Consider the following 22,671-nt stretch of genomic DNA (forward strand, 5'->3'; position numbering starts at 1 on the left):
CGCCTTACGGCTGAAACCTCGGGACACCTCCGAGCGATTCACCCAAGTTGACGAGAAGGGCCCCGCGACCTGGCCGCGGGGCCCTTCTCCATGCCCCCGAACCACCCCCGCGCACCGGACATTTCGAGCGGTGTGCGTCAACACGCCGGCCGGGAGGGAGGGTTCGGCCATCCCCCGAAGGAGTGACTAAATGTCGCCAAATCATTACCGGGCGCTACCCTCACTCGCGTGAAGCACTCCACCAACCACTCCACGCGACGCGGCCCGGGCCCCGCCCGCCGGATCGGCCGCTCCCTCGCCCTCGTCCTGCCCGTCGTCCTGGTGCTCTCCGGAACCCTCGCGGTCACCCGGGTCAACTGGTCGGGGAGCACCTCCAACTCGGTCCTGACCGCGTCGGACGCGATGGCCGCCCCCGCCGCGGCGAAGTCCCGCGCCCGCGCCCCGCAGGACGTGCTGCGCGACCAGCTCCTGACCGAGCTGCAGGACAAGAACCCGGGCGTGGTCCTCACCCACCTCCAGCAGGCGGTCAACGGCCGCCCGTCGCTGGCCCGGCACTGCGCCTCCATCGCCCGCACCCTGGGCCGCGCCGCCGTCCGCATCTACGGCCCCACCCGCGCCCAGTCCTACGCCCGCCCGGTCTGCGACACCTCCTTCGCCACCGGCATCCAGTCCACCCACAACTGACGCCGCCCATCGCCCTGGCCGCCCGAGCACACCCCTCGGCGCCAGGGCAAGGGCCACCCGGTCCCGCGCCCGACGTGCACCACGACGACGACAGCCGCCCTGCACCCGACGGCACCCGAACCGACAACGCGGAGACCCGCGCCCACCCTGAAGGCGTGCCCGGGCGGCACCGCGGAGAGCCATGTCGGCGCTGCCCACGCCTGGGCCGCCAGCCCGGCGGGGCAGCTCCGGCCCTGGGCACGATGACCGTGATGTGCGCCCCGACCCGGGTCGGACGACCGACGACCCGGGCGCGGAGACCACGCCCCCGTGCCCGGGCCCGCCCGTTCCCGCGCCCCAGGCCTCGTGAAGAGGTCAGCCGCCCCACCCGACCAGGGCCCGGCGCCCGCACAACGGGCCGCGGACCGGCGGGGCGACGACCGACAGCATGCCGCCCAACCCTCGCCCCACCGCACCGCGCCCCATCACCCGCCCCGCAGCTCCGCACCCCGGACCTCGTAGAACAGTCGGCCGCCCCCACCCGACCGGAGCCCGGCGCCCGCACGACGGGCCGCGGACCGGCTGGCCGACCGGCAGCATGCCGACCGCCCCCCGCCCCACCGCTCCGCACCCCGGACCACGTACAGCAGTCGGCCGCCCCACCCGACCGGAGCCCGGCGCCCGCACAACGGGCCGCGGACCGGCGGGGCGACCGGCGGCATGCCGACCGGCCCCCGCTCCGCGGCCCGGACCTCGTAGAGCAGTCGGCCGCGCCTTCCGGCCGGAGCCCGGCGCCCGCACGCGTGGCTTCGCGCTGGGGACTCGTGGAGGGGTCGGCCGTCCCTTCACGACCGGCGCCGGGCCGGACCCCCGTCCGGCTCGTCCCGAGACGCGGCAGTCCTCCTGCAGTGGCTTTCGTCCGGCCGAGTCGGCCGTGTCCGTCGCCCGCGTGCGTACGGTGACAGCCCCTGACGGACGCTCCGAGGGCGGGTCGTACAGTGCGGGCATGACCCCTCCGAAGACCGCGTCCCGCCCCACTCAAGCCGTCGTCCTGGCCGGGGGCCAGGGCTCCCGGTTGCGGCCCTACACCGACGACCGGCCCAAGCCGATGGTCGAGATCCCCGGCACGGGCACTCCGATCATCGGCCACCAGCTCGCCTGGCTGGCCGAGGAGGGGGTGACGGACGTGGTGGTGTCCTGCGGCCACCTCGCCGAGGTGCTGGAGAAGTGGCTGGACTCGGCGGACCTGCCGGTCCGCGTCTGCACCGTCGTGGAGCCGGAGCCCCTCGGCCGCGGCGGCGGCCTGAAGTTCGCGGCCGCCCAGCTGCCCCACCCGGACCAGCCCTGGTACGCCACCAACGGCGACATCTGGACCCGGTTCTCGCTGCGCGACATGGCCGACTTCCACGCCGAGCGCGACGCGATCGCCACACTCGCGCTGGCCCGCCCGCGAATCCCCTGGGGCGCCGTGCGGACGGACGGCTTCGGCCACATCACGGACTTCATCGAGGCCCCGCCCTCGACCTTCGAGATCAACGCGGGCGTCTACGTGTTCTCGCCCGAGTTCGCCGGCCTCCTCCCGGAGCGCGGCGACCACGAGCGCACCACCTTCCCGCACCTGGCCCGCGAACGCAGGCTCGCCGGCTTCCCGATCCCCCAGGGCGCCTACTGGCGCGCCATCGACACCGCGAAGGACCTCACCGAGGCCGCCAAGGAACTGGCGGCACTGGGCAGGTGAGTCCGCGGCGCCGCACCCGTGCGGCGCCGCGGAGGCCGGGCTAGGGTCTTTTGTTTGGATCAGGCCGGATCAGGGAGCGGGGTCTGGTGCTGGGGGCACCTCCCACGCCGTTCAGGCAGTGGGGGAGCGTCGCAAGGCGGAGGAGGGCGGCAGGGCGGAGCCCTGCCAACCGACGACAACCCCGCGAGGCACGGTGCCAGGGCCCGCGAGCCCGGCATGATCCACACGAGAGGCCCTAGCCCAGCAGTCCGCCCACCAGCCCCGGCTGGCCAGAGGAGGAGCCGCCACCGCTGGAGCCGCCGCTGCTTGAGCTGGGTCCCCCGGAGCCACCGCTCGATCCGGTGCTGCCGCCGGTCGCGGTACCGCCGGAGGTCGGACCCGAACTGGCGCTGGGCGCCTGCTGCGCCGGGGCGGAGTGCCGCGGCGGCGTCCGACCGGTGCCCTGGGTCTCGCTCGGCACGCCGCCGGTCGCGGTACCGCTCTCGCGGGCCGCGCCCGGCGTGCTCGCGGGACCGCGGGACGGGCTCGCCGAGGAGCCGTGCCGGGTGGCCGGCGACGTCGACGCCGACGGCGGCTGCTGCCGCTCACCCGTCTCCTTCGGCAGCGGCGAACCGGGCAGCTCGTTGCGCGGGGCCTCGCCCGGCCCGGGCACGACCACCCGGTCGGCGTCGCGGACGGCTCCGCCGAGCAGCGAGCCGACGAGCAGCGTCAGACCGGTGACGACCACCGTGACCAGGGCGCCGCGGCGCAGCACGAACCGGCGCAGTTCCCAGATGTCGGAGCGCGGTCCGAGCCGCCGCCAGGCGGAGGCGGCGAGGCGGCCGTCCACGGAGTACACGGGCGCGCCCGCGATGACCAGCGGGGACCAGGCCGCGAGGTAGATGATGTCCGGCGCGTCGTAGGCGGGCACCGACTTCCAGCTCACCGTCACGATCAGCGCGGCCGACAGCAGCGCGCCGATCCCCGCGGCGACCCGCTGCCAGCAGCCCAGGACCGTGAGGATGCCCACGACGACCTGGAGGAAGGCGATGAAGAGTCCGGAGCCGACGGGGTGGTGGAGCGCGAACTGGCGCAGCGGCTCGGCGACTTCCCAGGGGTGCAGGGTGTCGAGCCACTTGACCATGGAGCCGCGCTTGCCGCCGTCGAAGTACAGCGGGTCGCACAGCTTGCCCATGCCGGCGTAGAGCGAGATGAACCCGAGGAAGATGCGCAGCGGGAGCAGCACGACCCCGAGGTTCATGCGCCGGCCCGGGTAGTACGCGTGCCGGGACGGGTCGTCGGCGTGGCGCCTGCCCTGCCGGTGCCCGTCCTGCTCGCCGTAGGTGTCGTAGACGCCGTCCTCGGCGTCCTCGGCGTACCTGTCCTCCGCGAAGCCGGCGTCGTCGTACGACGGTTGGCCGTGCGCCGGAGTGTCGTACGCGTTCTCGCCGTACCCGGTGCCGCCGTATCCGGCACCGCCGTGGGCGGACTCCTCGTAGGCGCTGCCCGCGGTCCGCATGTGCGGCAGCAGCCGGGTCTCGCCGGGCTGGGGCGCGCGCTGGGCGCCGACGACGGGGGTCTCGACCGTCCGTTCGAGGTCGTAGGCGTCGTAGCCGGGTGTGCCGCCGACGCGCGGGACGACCCGCGTGGCCCCGGTGTCCGCGGACGACTCGTCGGCGTACCGCACGCTTCCGCTCCGCACGGCCTGGAGCAGCCGGTGGGCGCCGGTGTCATCGGGGGCGGACCGGCCGCTCCAGACGACCGGACGGCGGTGGGTCGCGGCCCCGGCCCGGCCCGCGGCGACGGGCACGCTGCCGGTGTACTCGGTGCCGCCGGGGTGCCGGGCGATCCGCCGGGTCTGGGCGCGCCGCGAGGTGGCGCCCAACTGCACGCGGAAACTGGCGTGGTTGACGATGACCTGCGCCGGATCGCTCGGCACCTTCACCATGCTCAGCGCGGGAGCGTCGTCGTATCCCGACGAACGGTCCCCCGTGGGTGTGCGGGGTGTTCTGGTGTCCACACTCATCTAACCGAGTGACGAGGAGTTAGGACACTGCCACGGCGCGTCGGATCTGTCCGGACCGCGTCAAGGTTGTGCGGATCGCCCGGTTCCACCCGGGCGGGTGACCGTACGGACGACCGTTCGACCACCCGCGCCGGGCTGAGGACGACCTGCCAGGCGCGCCCGCGCCCGGCCCCGGACGGCCGCTCAGGCGCGCCTGCGCGCCGCCTCGTAGAGCACGATGCCGGCCGCGACACCGGCGTTCAGCGACTCCGCGCCGCCCGGCATCGGGATGCGCACCCGCACGTCGCAGGTCTCGCCGACCAGCCGGGACAGACCCTTGCCCTCGCTGCCGACGACGATGACGACGGGACCCGCCAGGGCGTCCAGGTCGCCGAGTTCCGCCTCGCCGTCCGCCGCGAGGCCGACCACCGTGATGCCCGCCTTCTGGTACATCTCCAGGGCGCGGGTCAGGTTGGTGGCACGGGCCACCGGCGTACGGGCGGCGGCGCCGGCGGAGGTCTTCCAGGCACCCGCGGTCATACCGGCCGCGCGCCGCTCGGGGACCACCACGCCGTGCCCGCCGAAGGCGGAGACGGAGCGGACCACCGCGCCGAGGTTGCGCGGGTCGGTGACTCCGTCGAGGGCGACGATCAGCGGATCCTCGCCCTCGTCGTAGGCCGCGTCGGCGAGGTCCTCGGGGTGCGCGTACTCGTACGGCGGCACCTGGAGGACCAGGCCCTGGTGGTTGAGTCCGTTCGTCATCCGGTCGAGCTCGGGACGCGGGGCCTCCATGAGGTTGATCCCGCCGCGCTCGGCCGCGAGCTGGAGCGCCTCGCGCACCCGCTCGTCGTTGTCGATGAACTGCTGGACGTAGAGCGTGGTGGCGGGCACGCCCTCGCGCAGCGCCTCGACGACCGGGTTGCGGCCGACCACGAGCTCGGAGGACGACCGGCCCGAACCGCGCCGCTGCGGCGGGCGGCCCTGGGCGCGGCGCACCTTCGACTGGGCAGCGCGCTGCTTGGCGTGCCCCTTGCGCATCTCGGCGGGGGGCGTCGGCCCCTTGCCCTCGAGCCCCCGGCGCCGCTGGCCGCCGCTGCCGACCTGCGCGCCCTTCTTGCCGGACATGCGGCGGTTGTTCCCGGCCATGACCTACCTGTCTGTTGAAGCGTCGTACGTACGTCTATGCAGTGTGCCGCCCGGGAGGCCGGGCGGCACAATCGATCTTCCGCGCTCGCGGGCGGGCTCAGCGCGCGCCCAGACTCCAGCGCGGCCCCTGCGGGCTGTCCTCGATGACCAGGCCCGACTGGTTCAGCTGGTCGCGGAGGGCGTCGGCGGCCGCCCAGTCCTTGCGCGCACGAGCCGCCTCGCGCTGGTCGAGGACCATGCGGACCAGGGTGTCGACCACGCCGTGCAGGTCCTCGCCGCGCTGCTCCGCCCCTCCGGCCCAGTGCGGGTCCAGCGGGTCGAGGCCGAGGACACCGAGCATGGCACGCACCTCGGCGAGCCGGGCCACGGCGGCCTCCTTGTCGTCGGCCGCGAGCGCGCTGTTGCCCTGGCGGACGGTGGTGTGCACCACCGCGAGCGCCTGCGGCACGCCCAGGTCGTCGTCCATCGCCTCGGCGAACGCGGGCGGCACCTGCTCGGCCGGCTCGACCGGGCCGACCTTCTCCACCACGCGCTGGACGAAGCCCTCGATCCGGGCGAAACCGGACTCGGCCTCGCGCAGCGCCTCCTCGCTGTACTCGATCATCGAGCGGTAGTGCGGGGTGCCCAGGTAGTACCGCAGCACGATGGGCCGCCACTGCTTGACCATCTCGGAGACCAGCACGCTGTTGCCCAGCGACTTGGACATCTTGTCGCCGGCCATGGTCACCCAGGCGTTGTGCACCCAGTACCGCGCGAAGTCGTCGCCGTAGGCCTTGGCCTGGGCAATCTCGTTCTCGTGGTGCGGGAAGATCAGGTCCAGGCCGCCGCCGTGGATGTCGAAGGCGCTGCCGAGGTACTTGTGCGCCATCGCCGAGCACTCCAGGTGCCAGCCCGGACGTCCCGGCCCCCACGGGGTGGACCAGGTCGGCTCGCCCGGCTTGGCCGACTTCCACATGGCGAAGTCACGCGGGTCGCGTTTGCCGGTCTCGCCCTCGCCCGAGGGCTGGAGCAGGTTGTCGAGCTCCTGCCGCGACAGCTCCAGGTAGCCGGGGAAGGAGCGCACGTCGAAGTAGACGTTGCCGTCGGCCGCGTAGGCGTGGCCGCGCTCGATGAGCCCCTGCATCATCTCGATCATCTCCGGCACATGGCCGGTGGCGCGGGGCTCGTAGGTGGGCGGCAGGCAGCCGAGCGCGGTGTAACCGTCGTCGAACGCGCGCTCGTTCTCGTAGCCGATCGACCACCACGGGCGGTGCTGCTCGCGCGCCTTGGTGATGATCTTGTCGTCGATGTCGGTGACGTTGCGGATGAACGTCACCTCGTAGCCGCGGTAGGCGAACCAGCGGCGCATGATGTCGAAGTTCAGCCCCGAGCGGATGTGCCCGATGTGCGGGGCCGCCTGCACGGTCGCGCCGCACAGGTAGATCGAGACACAACCCGGCTCGAGCGGGGTGAAGTCACGGATCTGCCGGGCGCTGGTGTCGTACAGGCGAATGGTCACCACTCCAGGGTAGTGGGCGCCGGGCAGTGCCTCGCCTGCCTTTCGCCGTGCGCCCGCCGCTTTTCCGCACAGGTGACGCGTATGCGCCGCGCGGGAGGGCGGCGGTCAGAGGAGGCCGACGACCTTCCGCGGCCTGATCCGTACGATCACGCGCTCGGCGTCCTGCGCCGAGGAGGGGTTGAACTCGGCGTACTTCTTGCCGGTGTACTTCATGGACAGCTCGTCGATGAGCTGCCGGCCGCCCGCGGTGGTCGTCTCCACGGTGCCGCGGATCTCGGCGTACTCATAGGGCGATTCGGGGTCCTGGACGACGACGCTCACGCGGGCGTCGCGGTCGAGGTTCTTCTTCTTGCGGCGGTCCACGGTGGTGGAGACGAGGACGTCGTCGCCGTCCCGCTTCGCCCACACCGGGGACATCTGCGGGCTGCCGTCGGGCTGGATCGTGCCGAGGATGACGAAGACGGGACCGTCGAGCAGTGACTTGAGCCGGTCGGGCAGGGCGGCGGACATGGGGGACCTCCGTGAACCTGGTCGCGCGTCGGGTGCCCGCGTCGGGGGCGGGTGCGTACGCGTCGGGGACGAGGCGTACGCGGGTACCCTCGCACGCCGTCAGTCCACTCGCACCACGAGCGCCGTGGCCACCGCCATCAGCCCCTCGCCCCGGCCGGGGAAGCCGAGCCCGTCGGTCGTCGCGCCGGAGACGGTGACCGGTGCCCCGGCCGCCTCGGACAGGACCTTCTGGGCCTCGTCCCGGCGTTTGCCGATCTTCGGCCGGGGGCCGACGACCTGCACCGCGACGTTCCCGATCCGGAAGCCCGCCGCGCGGACGATCCGCGCGGCCTCCGCCAGCAGGGTGACCCCCGGAGCGCCCGACCACTCGGGGCGCCCGGTGCCGAAGTGCTGCCCGAGGTCGCCGAGGCCGGCGGCCGAGAGCAGCGCGTTGCACGCGGCGTGCGCGACGACGTCGGCGTCGGAGTGCCCGGCCAGTCCCGGGCCCTCGCCCTCCCACTTCAGGCCCGCGCACCACAACTCGCGGCCCTCCTCGAAAGCGTGGATGTCGGTGCCGATGCCGACCTGGGGAAGCAGGGGCGCGTCAGAAGCCATCGTTCAGCCTCCGCCGGGCCAGGACCGCCTCCGCGAGGACCAGGTCGAGCGGGCGGGTGACCTTGAAGGCCTCCTCGTGGCCGGGCACGACCACGACCCTCTCGCCGAGCTGCTCGACCATGCTCGCGTCGTCGGTGACGTCGTCGGTGACGGTCTCGTGGGCGCGGACCAGCGTCGCCCGGTCGAAGCCCTGCGGGGTCTGCACGGCCCGCAGCAGCGACCGGTCGGGCGTGGCCACCACCGGCTCGGGCCCGCCGGGCTCCGCCGCGGGCTCGACCTGCTTGACGGTGTCGGCGAGCGGCAGCGCCGGCACGACGGCGGACGCCCCGGCCCGCACGGCCTCGATCACCGCGTCCACGGTGTCCACCGGCACCAGCGGACGGGCCGCGTCGTGCACGAGGACGATGTCGTGGCCCGGCGGCAGCGCGTCCAGGCCGAGCCCGACCGACTCCTGGCGGCTCTCGCCGCCCGGCACGACGAGGAAGTCCGTGCGCTCGGGCAGCGCGTGCGCGTCGAGGAGCGACTTGACCTCGGCGGCGCCGTCGGGCGGGGCCACGACGACGACGAGACCGACCGCCCGGGAGGCGGCCATGGCCCGCACGGCGTGGATGAGCATGGGCGTGCCGCTCAGCGCGCGCAGCGCCTTGGGGGCGCCTGGGCCGAGGCGTACGCCCCGGCCGGCGGCCGGAATCACGGCGGCGACGGGGGCTCCCGGCCTGCCGCCTGCGGACGAGGGACGCGATTCGTCAGACATGGTTCCTGTCAGGTTTGTGTGGCGGCCCGGCGTGGGTATGGCCTGGGGGAGCATCCCCCTTGCTCGCAGAGCCCGGGGGGAGTGCCGGGCGCACGGCCTCGACCGGACCCTTCCGTGACACTGGTCGAGCCGACTGCCCGGGCCCGGCACACAGTATCGGGGGGAACCTCTCCCGCCGTACGGCATGGAGGAGACCCGCGCGGGCCCGCGCGGGTACGAACATGCCGCAGCGCCCGGCGACGTAAAACGCGCCATCGGGCACCGCGGCATTTTCTGTGCTGAACTGAGGCGGGTGTGACGGTCGCCTCGCGTCAGGACGCGAGAACCTCGTCGAGCAGGGCCTCGGCCTTGTCCTCGTTGGTGTTCTCCGCGAGGGCGAGCTCGCTCACCAGGATCTGGCGGGCCTTGGCGAGCATGCGCTTCTCACCGGCGGAGAGTCCGCGCTCGCGCTCGCGACGCCACAGGTCACGTACTACTTCCGCGACCTTGATGACATCGCCGGAGGCGAGCTTCTCCAGATTTGCCTTGTAGCGACGCGACCAGTTCGTGGGCTCCTCGGCGTACGGAGCACGCAGGACCTCGAAGACCCGGTCCAGCCCGTCCTGACCGACCACATCACGCACGCCGACGAACTCCGCATTGTCCGCTGGCACACGCACCGTCAGGTCACCCTGGGCGACCTTCAGCACCAAGTAGGTCTTGTCCACGCCTTTGATCTGGCGAGTTTCGATAGCCTCGATCAGCGCGGCCCCGTGATGGGGATAGACCACGGTGTCGCCAACCTTGAACGTCATGTGACAGGTACCCCTTCCGTGGCTATCCAGGGTAACACGGATACGGCGTCTTCTGAATGGCGTTTTCGCAGGTCAGGGCATATCTCGGGGCTTGACAACAGCAACGGGGACGTGCTTCGGAAGGGTCCCGGAGGTCAAGAGGAAGCGGGTATTCGCAGGTCGGAGGGGCTCCGCGTGTGGGCCGAAACGCGTACGTTACACACATCCGGCACCCCGTCCAAACGGCTGAACATCCCGTTTTGTCTGGTTCCAAGCGCTCGACTTCCGCTACTCCGTTCGGTGCTTCCCAGCCGTCTCCAAGACGAATCCGGAATTGATCACGCCGTTCGTCCCATCCACCGGACGGGCGGCCGTTGATCAATTCCCACCCCCGGCGCGCATTCCTTCACCGGAAATCCCCAGCAGGCCGATGACGCGCTATGAGCGGGCTATGCGGGTGGCGGTAATGGGAAAGGCGGACAGCCGCGCGGCCAATGCGCGGGTGCCCGTACGGATCCGGCCGCCCGGCGGAACGGACCCGGTCCGCCGACCGGTTACGGCCGCCCGGACGGCTGCGCCGTGGGGGAAGCGGGGTGTGGCGCGGGGCACAGGGGGCGGGTCGGGTGCGGGCCTGCGGGAACGGCTCGATAACCTATGGCCGCTGACAGACGCTTAGGGCGGCTTTATAAGGGAGCCGTCCTGTTCCGCCCACGTTCAAGGAGTTGCCGCCGCCGTGAGCAGCAGCCTTCGACGCGGCGCCCTCGCCGCCGCCGCCATCGCGTTCTCGCTCGCCTCGCTCGCCGCGTGCGGCGCCGGCAACGATGCCCAGACGCTCCAGATCCACCCCGACAACGCGGCCACGACGGTCGGCACGATCAAGGTCCAGAACGCGGTGGTCGTCACCCAGCCCGGCGTCCAGACCAAGGGCCCGGCCGTGATCATCGCGACGCTGTTCAACAGCGGCACGACGGACGAGACGCTGGACGCGATCCGTGTCGACGGCGACGGCTCCGCCCAGCTCACCGCGGCGCAGGGCGGCGGCAAGGTGATCGTCCCCGCGCACGGTTCCGTGATCCTCGGCGGCAAGGGCAACGCCTCCGCCGCGCTGACCAACCCGGGCCCGGTGCTCAAGGACGGCAACGCGCAGAAGGTCACCTTCACCTTCAGCAAGACCGGTGACGTGAGCCTGCGCCCCTTCGTGGTCCCGGCCGAGGGCTACTTCGACAAGTGGGGCCCGAGCAACATCCCGGCGGCCCCCGGCGAGCCGGCCGCGTCCCACTCCCCCGCGGGCAAGCGGTCCAAGTCGCCGTCGGACGCGCCGTCCGAGTCGGCCTCCGCGTCGGAGGGCGCCGACGCCGCCGCGACGCCCAGCGACTCGGCCTCGCAGTCGGCGGCCGGTCACTGAGACCCGCTCCCGCATGCGACAAGGGCGGCACCCTCTCCACGAGGGTGCCGCCCTTGTCGCATGTCGCGGCGGCAGGGACCGGTGCGTGCGGCGCGGCCCGCGCCGGTCTACGGCTCGAACTTGTAACCGAGCCCCCGGACCGTCACCAGATAGCGCGGGGCGCCCGGGTCCGGCTCGATCTTCGCGCGCAGGCGCTTGACGTGGACGTCCAGCGTCTTGGTGTCGCCCACGTAGTCGGCACCCCAGACGCGGTCGATGAGCTGCATCCGGGTCAGGACCCGGCCGGCGTTGCGCAGCAGCATCTCCAGCAGGTCGAACTCCTTGAGCGGGAGGTCGACCTTGGAGCCGGAGACCGTGACGACGTGCCGGTCGACGTCCATACGGACCGGCCCGGCCTCCAGGGCCGCCGGAGTGACCTCCTCCGGCTCACCGCGCCGGCGCAGCACCGCGCGGATGCGGGCGACCAGCTCGCGGGAGGAGAACGGCTTGGTGACGTAGTCGTCCGCGCCTATCTCCAGGCCGACGACCTTGTCGATCTCGCTGTCCTTGGCGGTCACCATGATCACGGGAACGTTGGAGCGGCCGCGGAGCTGACGGCACACCTCCGTGCCGGGCAGGCCCGGCAGCATCAGATCGAGGAGGACGAGGTCGGCGCCGTTGCGCTCGAACTCGTCGAGTCCGTCGGGCCCGGTGGCCGCGACGGCGACCTCGAAGCCCTCCTTGCGGAGCATGTACGAAAGGGCGTCGGAGAAGGACTCCTCGTCCTCGACGACGAGCACTCGGGTCACGGAAGGACCTCCGGGGCGGGAAGCGGTTCGTAAGGGGATTGTTCGTTGACTGCCTGCCCGGCCTCCTCGTCGAGGGCGGGATGCTGCTGTGCGCGGTCGCGGGCCTCTCGGGCCACGGCCGCCTCCGGCAACCGCAGTGTGAAGGTGGAGCCCTGTCCCTCGGCGCTCCACAGAGTGATCTCCCCGCCGTGCGAGGCGACCACGTGCTTCACGATCGCCAGACCCAGGCCGGTGCCCCCCGTGGCACGCGACCGGGCCGGGTCGACGCGGTAGAAGCGCTCGAAGATGCGCTCCTTGTCCTTGTCCGAGATGCCGATGCCCTGGTCGGTGACGGCGATCTCGATGAGGTCCCCGCCGGGCACCCGCACCCGGCGGGCGGCGATGCCGACGCGGGTGCGGGACGGGGAGTAGTTGACGGCGTTCTCCACGAGGTTGCCGAGCGCCGCGGCGAGCTGGCCCCGGTTGCCCCACACCCGCAGGTCGGCGGTGCCTCCGGCGGCCATCGTGATCTGCTTGGTCCCGGCCTGGTGGCGGCAGCGGTCGACGGCCTCGGCCACCAGCTCGTCCACCCGGACCGGCTCGGCGTCCTCCAGCGGGTCGTCGTTCTGCACCCGGGAGAGGTCGATGAGCTCCTGCACCAGGTTGGTGAGCCGGGTCGCCTCGATCTGCATGCGCCCGGCGAAGCGCTCCACGGCCTCCGGGTCGTCGGAGGCGTCCATGACGGCCTCGGACAACAGGGAGAGCGCGCCGACCGGGGTCTTCAGCTCGTGGCTCACATTGGCGACGAAGTCGCGTCGTACGGCCTCGATGCGGCGGGCCTCGGTCAGGTCCTCCACCAGGAGCAGCACCAGCCGGGAGCCCAGCGGCGCGACGCGCGCGGAGACGGCGAGGGCCTCGCCGCGTCCGGTGCCGCGCCGCGGCAGGTCCAGCTCGACCTGCCGTATCTCTCCGTCCCTCCGGGTGTCCCGGGCCATCTGGAGCATCGGCTCCACGGCCAGCGTGCCGCCGCGGACCAGTCCGAGGGCGTAGGCTGCCGAGCTGGCCTTGACCACGGCGTCGGCCTCGTCGAGGACGACCGCCGAGGAGCGCAGTACGGAGAGGACGGTGTCCACACCCGGTGGCAGGACCGGGTCGGTGTGCAGGGAAGTACGGGTCGGGCGCCTCTGCTCGCGCTCGCTCCAGCGGAACGCCAGCATGGCGATGACGCCGGTGAGCACTCCGGCGATCGCTGCCGCTGCGGCGACCGCCGCGTTCACGTCCATGCGTCGTTCACGTCCATGCGTCCAGGTTAGGCACGGGACAGGACCGGACCACAGCCGTCCAGGTGCGACCTCGGACACTCGTCGCCCAGAGTTCACCTTGCAGCCAGGGATGGTTCATTTGGGGTGACGGAAACGGACGCGTACGGCCCGGACCGTGGGAGCGTGGGGTTCGCACCCCAGGCTCCGCCGCGGCCCCAGGCCCCGGAAAAACCCCTACGAACCCCCTGAACGACGACGCACGAGAGGGAACCCTGATGCGGGACGCGTACCACGAGGAACTTGACTCGATCGGCGACGGTCTGGTGGAGATGGCCCGGCTGGTCGGGTCGGCGATCGGGCGCGCCACGACCGCCATCCTGGACTCCGATCTGAAGCTGGCCGAGAGCGTGATCGAGGCCGACCAGCGGGTCGACGAAATCCAGCACGACCTGGAGGCCCGGGCGATAGCCCTGCTGGCCAGGCAGCAGCCGGTGGCGACGGATCTCAGGATCGTCGTGACGTCCCTGCGGATGTCCGCCGACCTGGAGCGTTCGGGCGACCTGGCCCAGCACGTGGCCAAGCTCGCCCGGCTGCGCTTCCCGCAGCGCGCGGTCCCGCAGGACCTGCACGCCACCATCCTGGAGATGGGACAGCTGGCCCAGCGCCTGATGGCGAAGGCGGCCGAGGTGATCGTGACCAAGGACGTCGACCTGGCCCTCCAGCTGGAGCAGGACGACGACGAGATGGACCTGCTGCACCGCACCCTCTTCACGCACCTGATCGACGACCGCTGGCAGCACGGCATCGAGACGGCCGTGGACGTCACCCTGCTCGGCCGCTACTACGAGCGGTACGCCGACCACGCGGTCGCGGTCGCCAAGCGGGTGGTGTACCTGGTGACCGGCGAGCACGCGGACGAACTCCAGCAGGACATCAAGCCGGTGACGGGGGTGGAGGGGGCCTGACGGCCGGGGCGCCGGAGTGCTGGGGCTCTGCGACGCCGCAGGTGCCAGGGCGCTGGGGCTCTACGACGCCGCAGGCGCCGGGACGCTGAGGCGCGTACGAGCCACCGTGCGCCGTTGATGCGCCCAGGGCAGCGGGCATGAAATGGGCAAAGGCACCAGTCTCGAGGAGGGACCCATGGCCGAATCCCCCAGCACCACGCCCGACCCCACGCAGGAACGCGAGACCGAGCAGCCCGCCGAGATCAAGAGCCTCCCGCTCTTCGGCGCCTGCGGCTGCGGCTCGGGCTGCGGCTGCGGCTGCCAGTCGGGCGGCCCCTGCCAGTGCGGCTGACGGGCCGCCGCCCACCGAGTTCGTCCACAACCGCACCACGGCGCAGGCCGCCGCGGTGATCGCAGGGCCCCGGTACTCCACCGGGGCCCTGCGGCGTATGTACGGGTGCCGTACGTACGGGCGCCGGTACGGGTGGCCGGCTGTTACCCACGGGGGAGTGACGGGCGCGCGGCGGCCGGGGTGGCGTGCCATGGCGAGCGCGCACGGGGGCTCAGTGCCCGCAAGGACCTTCCCGCCGACGGGCCGTCAACCGCTCGTGTTCGGCGCCTGAATGAGCCCTACAGTCAACCGTCACGGAAATATGGGCACTCTGTAACACCGGTCGGGAATCACCCCCATGTCCCGGAATCGACGGACAAGGTATGAGGGCGCGGCCAGCCGGCCGCCACCGTACAGCGCACACCTTCCCGCGCGGCTCGTCCCCGCGGGCGGAGTGTGCTCGCACCAAGCAGGGAGAGCCTGTGTCCGTTTCCGTTTCTGTGACCGCTCGTCGTCTGGCCGCCGCGGCCGCCGTTGCCGGAGCACTGGTCGGTACGGCGACGCTGCCGGCGTCCGCAGCCGACCACGCCCCGCGCTCGCACCGCGAGAACGTGGTGATCAGCGGCGTGCACCTCGGCTCCGAGGGCCGCGACCACCGCTCCAACCGCGCCCTGAACGAGGAGTGGGTGGCGATCACGAACAACAGCCGCCAGAACGCCAATCTGAGCGGCTGGACGCTGTCCGACAAGCACGGCCACACCTACACCTTCCGTCACTTCCGGCTCAACGGCCGCGCCACGGTCCGGGTCCACACCGGTATCGGCCGCGACAGCCGCACGGACCTGTTCCAGGACCGCCGCAACGAGATCTGGGACCGCCGCGACACCGCCACCCTGCGCAACGAGCGGGGCCGCGTGGTGGACATCACCACCTGGAACGACACCCGTCGCGACGACCGTGACCCCCGCGACCCCCGCGACACCCCCCGCGACAACCACCATGACCGCGACAACCACCACGACCGCGACAACCGCGGCGGCCGCCACTGACACCAGGCACACCCCTGCGGCCCCCTGCCGGCGGATTTCCCGCCGGCAGGGGGCGTCGTCGTGCGGGCGCAGGTCAGCCCCTCAACACCACTGCGAACCCGCGTGGTCCGCGACGATCGCCACCTGGAGCAGACCGTCGTCGGGACCCTCTATGCCCAGGTAGGCGGTCGTCCCACCCATCGACTTGGTGAAACAACCGGGCACCGTTCCCCCCTTGGCGGCGCTCCTCGGCCGCCAGCCGTCCGCCCGGGCGGCCTCCCGATAGTGGGCCAGGGCACCCTCGGAGGACCCGCCGTACCGGTACTCCGCACCGACGACCACGAAGCGATCGTCGTCGTCACAACTCCGGTACCGGCCCGTGGGATCAGCCCCTTCCGGTGCCGTACCCAGCACCGCCGCACCCGCCATGACCTCGGCAAGCCGGTCCTCGTCCGCGCCACAGCCATAGGAGGTCAGGAAGTACACCGCGGGCAACCCCACCACCAACAACCCCAGAACAGCCACGAAAGCAACCGGCCAATACCCCACCCGACTTCTCTCCATACGCCCGGACGCTAGCCCACCCCTCGCGAAGCCCTTCTGCCTGTCGGGGAGTTGCCGTCCGACGCAACACGCCGACTGCGGGCCGACTTCCCCAACCACGGTCGTGAGCAGGGCGAATGCTACGATCCGGCCACTCGCCCGGGGGGACGAACATCAGCCGACGCAGGTTCATGACCTGCGGCTCAGTCGCGCGCTGCACAAGCCTCCCGAGTCTTCGCCTGCCATTCCTGGAGCTGACCCGCATGGCCAGACGTGCGCTCATACGCGGCGCCGCCGTTTCCCTCACGCTCGCCATGGGCCTCGGCTCGCCGGCGGTCGGTACCGCGCAAGGTGAAACGGTCGCGGGAGAGGTGATCGTCCCCGCCACCACGGCCATGCTTCCCGAGACGAGCCTGCTGAGCGCGGGGCCCTCCGGTTTCCTCCGCCACGAGTACGGGCGCGGCCACCTGTGGACGACCTACGACGGCGTCGACACGGTCGTCGACGCGTCCGCCACGGGCGTGTTCGGCCTCCCGGAATTCGGCGCGGGCTCGGACGTCGTCGCCTCCTACGACGAGTCCGACCGTGTGGTGACACTGCGGGACATGCGGTCCGGCCGGTCCCGCACGATCGCGCTTCCCGCACGCCACGAGTACCGGGCCACCCTCGGATCGACGGTCGTGACGCTGGCGGGGACCCAGGGCAGCGACGTCACGTGGCACCTGCTGGACGTCCGGGACGACGGCTCCGTCACCGACCGCACGGTGGAGGGCGTACCCCAGGGCATCTACATTCTCAACGAGCGCAACGCGGCGCTGGGCGACGCGCACGGACAGCTCGTGAGCTGGCGGGTCGACCGCGAGTCGTTCACCGGCTGGCTCGACCTCGACCAGGGCCGGCTGATCGCGCTGCCGTACACCGTGAGCGCGGGGTACCCGTTCATCGCCCTCACCGCCACACACCTGCTGTGGTGGGACGAGGGGACCGCCCACATCGCCTCCCGCCGTGACCTGACCGCCACCCCGCGGACGGTCCCGGTGCGCGACGTCGGGCAGGTGCTGGGCATGGTCGGCGACACCCTCGTCGTCTCGCGCTACGACTCCGCCCTGGGTCCCCTCAATTACAGCCTGCCGGTGTGGAGGGTCGAGTCCGTACCCCTCGACGGCTCCCCGGGGAAGACGCTTCTGGCCAGGTCGTCGTGGCGTGCCGTGCCGACTCCGGGCGGCGGGCTCCTGGTGCCGGGCGGCCCCGGCACGGACCAGTGGGGCGTCTCCCTCGTCGAACCCGCCGTCGGCGGCGGCGTGACGGTACGCAGGATCGCCGACGCGTACCCCTGGCAGAGGGTCGACGACGTCTCCCAGCTGACCCTGACACAAGGGCGGTTGACCACCGTGGAGACGGATCGCTCGCAGGAGTGGACGTATCTCCGCACCCGCGACATCGGTGTGGCCGGATCCCCCACCGTCGGGGCGCTCACCAACCGCGGCCGCGTGGTGCCGGAGAACTACACGGCGGGCCGCCCGCGCCTCGACGACACCGGTGACGGCCGGACGGTCGTCTGGGGCCCCGGCACCTCCGCCGCCGAGCAGCCCCACCTCCTGGGGCCCACCCGGTCGCTGCCCGGCACCCGGATCGACAGCTCCCGTACCTACCAGTTCGTGGAGGCCGTCAGCGGCCGTTTCGCCGCCCTGAGGACTCCTTACACCAGCTCCGGGTCGGAGACCCGGGTCGTCGACCTCGACACCGGGCGCACGGTGTTCACCACGAAGGAGAACATCGAGGCGATGTGGGGCACCACCCTCTGGGTGAGATCCGGCAACGACGCGGTGGTCCCCGTCGACGTGCTGACCGGACGGCGGGGCGACGAGGTGCTGCTCGGGCGCGGGTGCCTGCTGGACGACTTCCAGGCAGTCGGGCGATGGCTGCTGTGGACCTGCGTGGGCTCCCTCACGGGCCAGGGCGTCTACGACACCACCACGAAGAAGAACCTCACGCTCGTCTCCGGCGACTGGTCGCAGGCGAAGCTCGGTGACGGCTTCGTCGCGATGGAGTCGGACGGGAACCTGAAGGTCACCGACGTTCGCGGCGGGACCCCCGTGTCGCACACAGTCGGGAAGTTCGAGTGGGGTCCCTGGGACGTCGACCCCTACACCGGTGTGATCGCCCAGCAGGGCGCCAAGGGCATCCACCTCATCCCCAGTGGTGTCCCCGTCTCGCCCCTCGTCCAGTTCGACGCCACCGTCGCCGCCTCGGTGGACGTCAAGGGAGGAACCGGGCAGTGGAGCCCGAAGTGGCGGCTGAACAAGCCGGCCGCCTCCTGGCAGCTCGTGATCAAGCACAAGGCCACCGGCAAGGCCGTCCGCACCCTCTCCGGCGGCCTGGCGCGCGGCCTGGTGGCCACGGCATGGAACGGCAAGGACGGCTCCGGTCGGCTGGTGCCCAACGGCGCCTACACCTGGACGTTGACCGCCGCACCTGCCGACGGGACGGGCAAGGCCCTGACCAGGTCCGGAACGCTGAAGCTCAGCGGCGGCGCCGCCGTGCACCGGGACTTCGTCGGCTCCGACGGCTTCGGCGAGCTGCTGACGCTGAACGGTTCGGGCGCTCTGACCTACCAACGAAGCAACGGCGCCGGGAAGTTCACCGCCAAGACCTCCGGTTCCGGCTGGCCGAAGACCGTCAAGGCGATCCCGTACGGCGATCTGAACGGCGACCGGTGCAACGACGTGCTCGTGCGGCTCAGCAGCGGTGCCCTGCGCGCGTACAAGCCGGGGTGCGGCAAGGCGCTGACGCCGTCGACGCCGTACACCTCCCTCGGCTCGGGCTGGAACCAGTACGACATCCTGACCTCGCCGGGGGACGTCACGGGCGACGGACGGGCGGACCTGATCGCGCGCAAGGCGTCGACCGGGGACGTCTACCTCTTCAAGGGGACGAGCACCGGCAAGCTCTCGGCGCGCACCAAGCTCTACTCCCGGTGGACCGGATACAAGAAGATCGTGGGCGCGGGCGACCTGAACGGTGACGGCCACGGCGACCTGCTCGTCCAGGACAAGTCCAACCAGCTCTGGCGCTACAACGGCACCGGCAAGGGCAAGTTCAAGGCCCGGGTGAAGGTGGCCAAGAACTGGGGAGCCTCCTACAACGCCGTCGTCGGCGTCGGGGACATCACCGGCGACGGGAAGGCCGACCTCGTCGCCCGCGACACCTCCGGCAGCCTGTGGCGCTACAACGGCAACGGCAAGGGGTCCTTCGGCGCGCGCACGAAGATCGCCACCGGTTGGAAGGGTTACAAGGCGCTGTCCTGAGACCGCGGGCTCTCACCCCACACCTTCCGCGCATGTGAACAGCCCCTGACCAGGAACTACGGTCAGGGGCCGCCGTGTTGCCCGCCGCCCGCCGGCCACCGTGGCCCGGCTGCCGCCCCGGGCCGGGCCGGCGACGGCGTTTGCGTGCCCGCATGGCTATTGACCTGCTCAGATCCGCTGTGCTTCGCTCCCCGGTGAGGGCCTGGGGCACCGCTACTGACTGTGGCCGTCCGCTCTGAAGGGCACACCAAGGGCACGGACGGCGTGCAGGGGCGGACGAGGGGGTATGACGTGTCTCGGGGCTTTGGGAGACGTATCGGGATTGCGGGCGAAGTGACCGCTCCGCCCAGACACATACCGGACCTGCTTCGATCACGGGCGGGACTCTGGGCCGTGACGGGTGTCGCGGCCCTCGGATTCCTCATCGTGCTGGAGTTCGCCGCGCGTCACTACGGCCTGCCGGGACCCCTCACCAGCCAGGTGCGGGAGCTGGTGGTCCCCCCCAAGTCGGGCGGCCTGCTGTACGCCGCCATGGCGTTGATGATGGTGGTCCTGACCTGGCGGGAACGGTTCGTCGCGGTGACCGCGGCGGTCGGCATCGACATCGCCTTCTCGCTGGTCCGGTGGGCGTTGGACGTCAGGACGACCGGCGGCCACCCCTTCGGCAACGGGGCGTTGTGGGTGATTCTGTGCTGCGCGGTCGTCGCCGTCACCCGCCGCACCGGCGCAGAACGTGTCCTGCTGCTGAAGGGCGTCGGGCTGGGCCTGCTGCTGGTGGCCGGCCGCAAGACCGGCGACACATGGCTGCTCATCACCTCGAAGACCCGCCCGGCGGTGCTCGACCAGTACGTGGCGACAGCCGATCACGCGCTGGGCAACCCGTCGTGGCTGGTGGGCCGGATCGTCACGGCCACCGGCCCCTTCGGCTTCAATTTCCTCGACATCGTCTACGGTCAGCTCGCGGTGGCCGCGGTCGCCGTCGCGCTGTACCAACTGCGCGGCGTGGCGGTCGAACGCCGCTTCCCGGGCCATCACCTGGTGCGCAGCTTCCTCGTGATCGGCCTTCTCGGGCCGGCCTTCTACCTGATCTTCCCGGTGGTCGGGCCGATCTTCGCCTACGGAACCGGCACCGACTACTGGTCGTCGGTCAGCCTGTGGTCGCCGGACATTCCGTCCAGCGGGCACTGGGCGGTGGGCGACCTGTGGCCGCAGACGCCGTCGCTGATCGACGCCCCGCACCCGATGCAGTTCGACGAGATCACTCCGCGGAACTGCATGCCCAGCCTGCACACGGCGTGGGCCGCCGCGATCTTCATCCATTCCCGGAAGGGCCCGCGCGTCCTGCGGTACGCGGGCACGTTCTGGCTGGTCGCCACGCTCACCGCGACGCTGGGCTTCGGCTACCACTACGGCGTGGATCTCATAGCCGGCGTGGTCTTCGTCCTCACGATCGAGGCGGCCCTGCGGGCGTTCGACCGCGGCTGGGACCGATCGGGGATCCGGCTGGCCGCGTACGGCGCGGCGGTCTTCGCCGCGCTGCTGGTGTCCTACCGCTTCCTGCCGTTGACGATGGCCGAGCACCCGTGGCTGTCCGGCCCCCTGCTCATCCTCGCGATGGCCTCAGTGATCTACGGCTACGTACGGACCACCACGGCATGGGACCCGAGGCCCGCACCAGCACGACGCCCGGAACCGCAACCGGAACCGATCTGAAGGCTGTCGCACCGCGTGACGGAATGCGAAAGGGCCCGGAGACCGGGCCCTTTCACGTAGTAGCGGGGACAGGATTTGAACCTGCGACCTCTGGGTTATGAGCCCAGCGAGCTACCGAGCTGCTCCACCCCGCGTCGGCATGAGCAACAGTACCCGACTCGGAAGCGGATGCCGAACAGGGGCCTGCGCGGTTGGGCATGCCGGGCATGGGACCGCGAGCGCCGGGCGTGACATCTGTCACTCAAAAAGTGATTGAAGGTGGGACAACTGTGCACGTGCGTCCCACTTTGCGGTAGTCGGCTCGATCCCTCCCTCAACCCGACTCGCAGCGCCACCCATTACGGAAACCGCCCGCGGCAGTACGGTTTGTCGGGCGCCATGTGAAGATCATGTGAAAACTTCGCGGGGGATGCGGGTGGGGCTATCCGGTCGACCGGTCGGTACGACCGTGATCTGCCCCACCCGCAATGAAGTCGAGGGGGAACGTCATGTGCGGACTTGCGGCCACCGGTCTGTCCACCGTCGCGTACGCGGCAGTCCCGGAGGCGTGAACCGGCCGCCTCCTCCCTTTTCGAGCCCCGCCGATTCCATCTCAGAAGGACCCACAAGAGGCACCCATGGGGAAGCATCGAAGATCGGGCCTGACGCCCGCCGCGATCCGCGACGTGATCGCCCTGATACCGGCCCACAACGAGGCCGACGCCATCGCGGACTCCATCCAGGGGCTGTACGGACAGACCGTGCCCCCGCAGCGGGTCATCGTCGTCGCGGACAACTGCACCGACGCCACCGTGGCCATCGCGGACTCCCTGAGGGCCGAGGTCTTCGAGACCCGGGGCAACCGGCACAAGAAGGCCGGGGGCCTGAACCAGGTCCTGGCCGAGCTGCTGCCCGGTCTGCACGACGACGACGTGGTTCTCGTGACGGACGCGGACAGCGCCCTGGACCCCGGCTTCGTGGCCTGTGGGGTCGAGCATCTCGCGAAGGGCTACGGGGGCGTGGGCGGCACCTTCCGGGGAGGGCCCGGCGGGGGCTTCGTGGGCCACCTCCAGCGCAACGAGTACGCCCGCTACTCGCGGGACGTGAAGCGACTGGGCGGCAAGTGCCTGGTGCTCACCGGCACGGCGGCCATGTTCCGGGTGCAGGTGCTGCGCCAGATCTCCCGGGCCCGCCTGACGGGCCGCCTCCCGGCCGGGGACGGGATCGGGGGCATCTACGACACCTCGGTGCTCACCGAGGACAACGAACTGACCTTCGCGGTGCTGCACCTGGGCCATCAGGTGCTCTCACCGCAGGGCTGCACGCTCACCACCGAGGTCATGCTGACCTGGAAGGCCCTGTGGGACCAGCGACTGCGCTGGAAGCGGGGAGCGGTGGAGAACTGTGTCCAGTACGGCCTGACGCACATCACGTGGCGCTACTGGGGCCGTCAGCTCCTGAGCATGGCCGGCGTCCTCGTGACCGTCGTCTACCTGTCGACCATCGCCTACTCCCTGGCCCTGCACTCGTTCCGCCCGCACGAGTTCTGGCTCTGGGTATCGCTCGTCTTCGTGATCGAGCGGGTTGTGACCGTGCGGGAGCGCGGCTGGAAACGGATGCTGCTCGCCGCGTCCATGTACGAGCTCTTCTTCGACTTCCTGCTCCAGGCCTGCCACACCAAGGCGTACCTGGACTCCGTGTTCCGCCGTGAGCGCGCCTGGTAGCGGGTCG

19 protein-coding genes and 1 tRNA gene are annotated in these 22,671 nt (G+C 71.6%); 9 read left to right on the plus strand and 11 right to left on the minus strand.

The genetic code is table 11. From position 1 onward, the window contains the following. Positions 1–228: 228 nt before the first annotated feature. Together OIE49_RS16855 and OIE49_RS16860 are read left to right on the plus strand one after the other, a co-directional pair. The gene (locus OIE49_RS16855; protein WP_326803055.1) at positions 229–684 is read left to right on the plus strand and encodes a hypothetical protein; all 456 of its coding nucleotides are present in this window, start codon (positions 229–231) and stop codon (positions 682–684) included. A 985-nt stretch (positions 685–1,669) separates the two neighbouring features. Then, on the plus strand, positions 1,670–2,401 hold the full coding sequence (locus tag OIE49_RS16860; RefSeq protein ID WP_326803056.1) for a nucleotidyltransferase family protein: 732 nt from the start codon (positions 1,670–1,672) through the stop codon (positions 2,399–2,401). Positions 2,402–2,636: 235 nt separating this feature from the next. Here the strand turns inward: OIE49_RS16860 and OIE49_RS16865 are convergent, their stop codons facing one another. From OIE49_RS16865 to OIE49_RS16895, 7 genes are all read right to left on the minus strand, one after another. Continuing rightward, positions 2,637–4,406: a DoxX family protein gene (locus OIE49_RS16865; protein ID WP_326803057.1), complete on the minus strand. Its 1,770-nt coding sequence runs from the start codon at positions 4,404–4,406 to the stop codon at positions 2,637–2,639. Positions 4,407–4,589: 183 nt separating this feature from the next. After that, positions 4,590–5,531, minus strand: coding sequence for a 23S rRNA (guanosine(2251)-2'-O)-methyltransferase RlmB (gene rlmB / locus OIE49_RS16870; protein WP_326803058.1), 942 nt, complete (start codon positions 5,529–5,531; stop codon positions 4,590–4,592). Positions 5,532–5,628: 97 nt separating this feature from the next. Next, positions 5,629–7,029: a cysteine--tRNA ligase gene (gene cysS, locus OIE49_RS16875; protein ID WP_326803059.1), complete on the minus strand. Its 1,401-nt coding sequence runs from the start codon at positions 7,027–7,029 to the stop codon at positions 5,629–5,631. A gap of 105 nt (positions 7,030–7,134) precedes the next feature. Further along, the gene (locus OIE49_RS16880) at positions 7,135–7,539 is read right to left on the minus strand and encodes a PPOX class F420-dependent oxidoreductase (protein ID WP_100569066.1); all 405 of its coding nucleotides are present in this window, start codon (positions 7,537–7,539) and stop codon (positions 7,135–7,137) included. Positions 7,540–7,638: 99 nt separating this feature from the next. Further along, a complete protein-coding gene (gene ispF / locus OIE49_RS16885) occupies positions 7,639–8,133 on the minus strand; it encodes a 2-C-methyl-D-erythritol 2,4-cyclodiphosphate synthase (protein WP_326803061.1) in 495 nt (164 codons plus the stop codon). Next, positions 8,123–8,887: a 2-C-methyl-D-erythritol 4-phosphate cytidylyltransferase gene (gene ispD / locus OIE49_RS16890; RefSeq protein WP_326803062.1), complete on the minus strand. Its 765-nt coding sequence runs from the start codon at positions 8,885–8,887 to the stop codon at positions 8,123–8,125. The genes ispF and ispD overlap by 11 nt, the downstream gene beginning before the upstream one ends. A 311-nt stretch (positions 8,888–9,198) precedes the next feature. Continuing rightward, complete coding sequence (locus OIE49_RS16895; RefSeq protein WP_003953493.1) at positions 9,199–9,681, minus strand: CarD family transcriptional regulator; 483 nt, start codon at positions 9,679–9,681, stop codon at positions 9,199–9,201. A 712-nt stretch (positions 9,682–10,393) separates the two neighbouring features. On the opposite strand from OIE49_RS16895, the gene OIE49_RS16900 reads away from it, so the two are divergent. Further along, positions 10,394–11,065: a DUF461 domain-containing protein gene (locus tag OIE49_RS16900; RefSeq protein WP_100569069.1), complete on the plus strand. Its 672-nt coding sequence runs from the start codon at positions 10,394–10,396 to the stop codon at positions 11,063–11,065. Positions 11,066–11,172: 107 nt separating this feature from the next. Here the strand turns inward: OIE49_RS16900 and OIE49_RS16905 are convergent, their stop codons facing one another. Together OIE49_RS16905 and OIE49_RS16910 are read right to left on the minus strand one after the other, a co-directional pair. Then, positions 11,173–11,853: a response regulator transcription factor gene (locus tag OIE49_RS16905; RefSeq protein WP_010358452.1), complete on the minus strand. Its 681-nt coding sequence runs from the start codon at positions 11,851–11,853 to the stop codon at positions 11,173–11,175. Next, positions 11,850–13,115 carry a sensor histidine kinase gene (locus tag OIE49_RS16910; RefSeq protein WP_326803063.1) on the minus strand — a complete coding sequence of 422 codons (1,266 nt, stop codon included), beginning with the start codon at positions 13,113–13,115 and terminating at the stop codon, positions 11,850–11,852. Before OIE49_RS16910 ends, OIE49_RS16905 begins: the two co-directional genes overlap by 4 nt. 254 nt (positions 13,116–13,369) lie before the next feature. On the opposite strand from OIE49_RS16910, the gene phoU reads away from it, so the two are divergent. The 3 genes from phoU to OIE49_RS16925 all read left to right on the plus strand — a co-directional run bounded on the left by phoU (position 13,370) and on the right by OIE49_RS16925 (position 15,418). Next, on the plus strand, positions 13,370–14,059 hold the full coding sequence (phoU, locus tag OIE49_RS16915; RefSeq protein ID WP_100569071.1) for a phosphate signaling complex protein PhoU: 690 nt from the start codon (positions 13,370–13,372) through the stop codon (positions 14,057–14,059). Positions 14,060–14,234: 175 nt separating this feature from the next. Next, complete coding sequence (locus tag OIE49_RS16920; protein WP_199836638.1) at positions 14,235–14,390, plus strand: hypothetical protein; 156 nt, start codon at positions 14,235–14,237, stop codon at positions 14,388–14,390. A gap of 461 nt (positions 14,391–14,851) precedes the next feature. After that, on the plus strand, positions 14,852–15,418 hold the full coding sequence (locus OIE49_RS16925) for a lamin tail domain-containing protein (protein ID WP_326803064.1): 567 nt from the start codon (positions 14,852–14,854) through the stop codon (positions 15,416–15,418). Between the two features lie 81 nt (positions 15,419–15,499). Here OIE49_RS16925 and OIE49_RS16930 read toward each other — a convergent pair whose 3' ends face one another. Beyond that, entirely contained in the window at positions 15,500–15,922 is a 423-nt protein-coding gene (locus OIE49_RS16930) for a hypothetical protein (RefSeq protein WP_326803065.1), read from the minus strand. A gap of 281 nt (positions 15,923–16,203) precedes the next feature. On the opposite strand from OIE49_RS16930, the gene OIE49_RS16935 reads away from it, so the two are divergent. After that, positions 16,204–19,248, plus strand: a complete 3,045-nt coding sequence (locus OIE49_RS16935; RefSeq protein ID WP_326803066.1) for an FG-GAP-like repeat-containing protein — start codon at positions 16,204–16,206, stop codon at positions 19,246–19,248. A gap of 393 nt (positions 19,249–19,641) precedes the next feature. Next, on the plus strand, positions 19,642–20,961 hold the full coding sequence (locus OIE49_RS16940) for a phosphatase PAP2 family protein (RefSeq protein WP_326803067.1): 1,320 nt from the start codon (positions 19,642–19,644) through the stop codon (positions 20,959–20,961). Between the two features lie 60 nt (positions 20,962–21,021). On the opposite strand, the gene OIE49_RS16945 is transcribed toward OIE49_RS16940, so the two are convergent. Next, positions 21,022–21,095: transfer RNA gene (locus OIE49_RS16945), tRNA-Met, on the minus strand. Positions 21,096–21,578: 483 nt separating this feature from the next. Between OIE49_RS16945 and OIE49_RS16950 the strand changes: the two genes are divergently transcribed. Further along, positions 21,579–22,664: a glycosyltransferase gene (locus OIE49_RS16950; RefSeq protein WP_326803068.1), complete on the plus strand. Its 1,086-nt coding sequence runs from the start codon at positions 21,579–21,581 to the stop codon at positions 22,662–22,664. The last annotated feature ends 7 nt before the right edge of the window (positions 22,665–22,671 follow it).

It is taken from the genome of Streptomyces sp. NBC_01788 (assembly GCF_035917575.1).
Classification (GTDB): Bacteria; Actinomycetota; Actinomycetes; order Streptomycetales; family Streptomycetaceae; genus Streptomyces.

Bases quoted from the DNA above. Each gene is read 5' to 3' on its own strand.
- OIE49_RS16860 (WP_326803056.1), top strand. From the start codon at position 1,670: ATGACCCCTCCGAAGACCGCGTCCCGCCCCACTCAAGCCGTCGTCCTG.
- OIE49_RS16865 (WP_326803057.1), bottom strand. From the start codon at position 4,406: ATGAGTGTGGACACCAGAACACCCCGCACACCCACGGGGGACCGTTCG.
- rlmB (WP_326803058.1), bottom strand. From the start codon at position 5,531: ATGGCCGGGAACAACCGCCGCATGTCCGGCAAGAAGGGCGCGCAGGTC.
- OIE49_RS16880 (WP_100569066.1), bottom strand. From the start codon at position 7,539: ATGTCCGCCGCCCTGCCCGACCGGCTCAAGTCACTGCTCGACGGTCCC.
- ispF (WP_326803061.1), bottom strand. From the start codon at position 8,133: ATGGCTTCTGACGCGCCCCTGCTTCCCCAGGTCGGCATCGGCACCGAC.
- ispD (WP_326803062.1), bottom strand. From the start codon at position 8,887: ATGTCTGACGAATCGCGTCCCTCGTCCGCAGGCGGCAGGCCGGGAGCC.
- OIE49_RS16895 (WP_003953493.1), bottom strand. From the start codon at position 9,681: ATGACGTTCAAGGTTGGCGACACCGTGGTCTATCCCCATCACGGGGCC.
- OIE49_RS16910 (WP_326803063.1), bottom strand. From the start codon at position 13,115: ATGGACGTGAACGCGGCGGTCGCCGCAGCGGCAGCGATCGCCGGAGTG.
- phoU (WP_100569071.1), top strand. From the start codon at position 13,370: ATGCGGGACGCGTACCACGAGGAACTTGACTCGATCGGCGACGGTCTG.
- OIE49_RS16920 (WP_199836638.1), top strand. From the start codon at position 14,235: ATGGCCGAATCCCCCAGCACCACGCCCGACCCCACGCAGGAACGCGAG.
- OIE49_RS16935 (WP_326803066.1), top strand. From the start codon at position 16,204: ATGGCCAGACGTGCGCTCATACGCGGCGCCGCCGTTTCCCTCACGCTC.
- OIE49_RS16950 (WP_326803068.1), top strand. From the start codon at position 21,579: ATGGGGAAGCATCGAAGATCGGGCCTGACGCCCGCCGCGATCCGCGAC.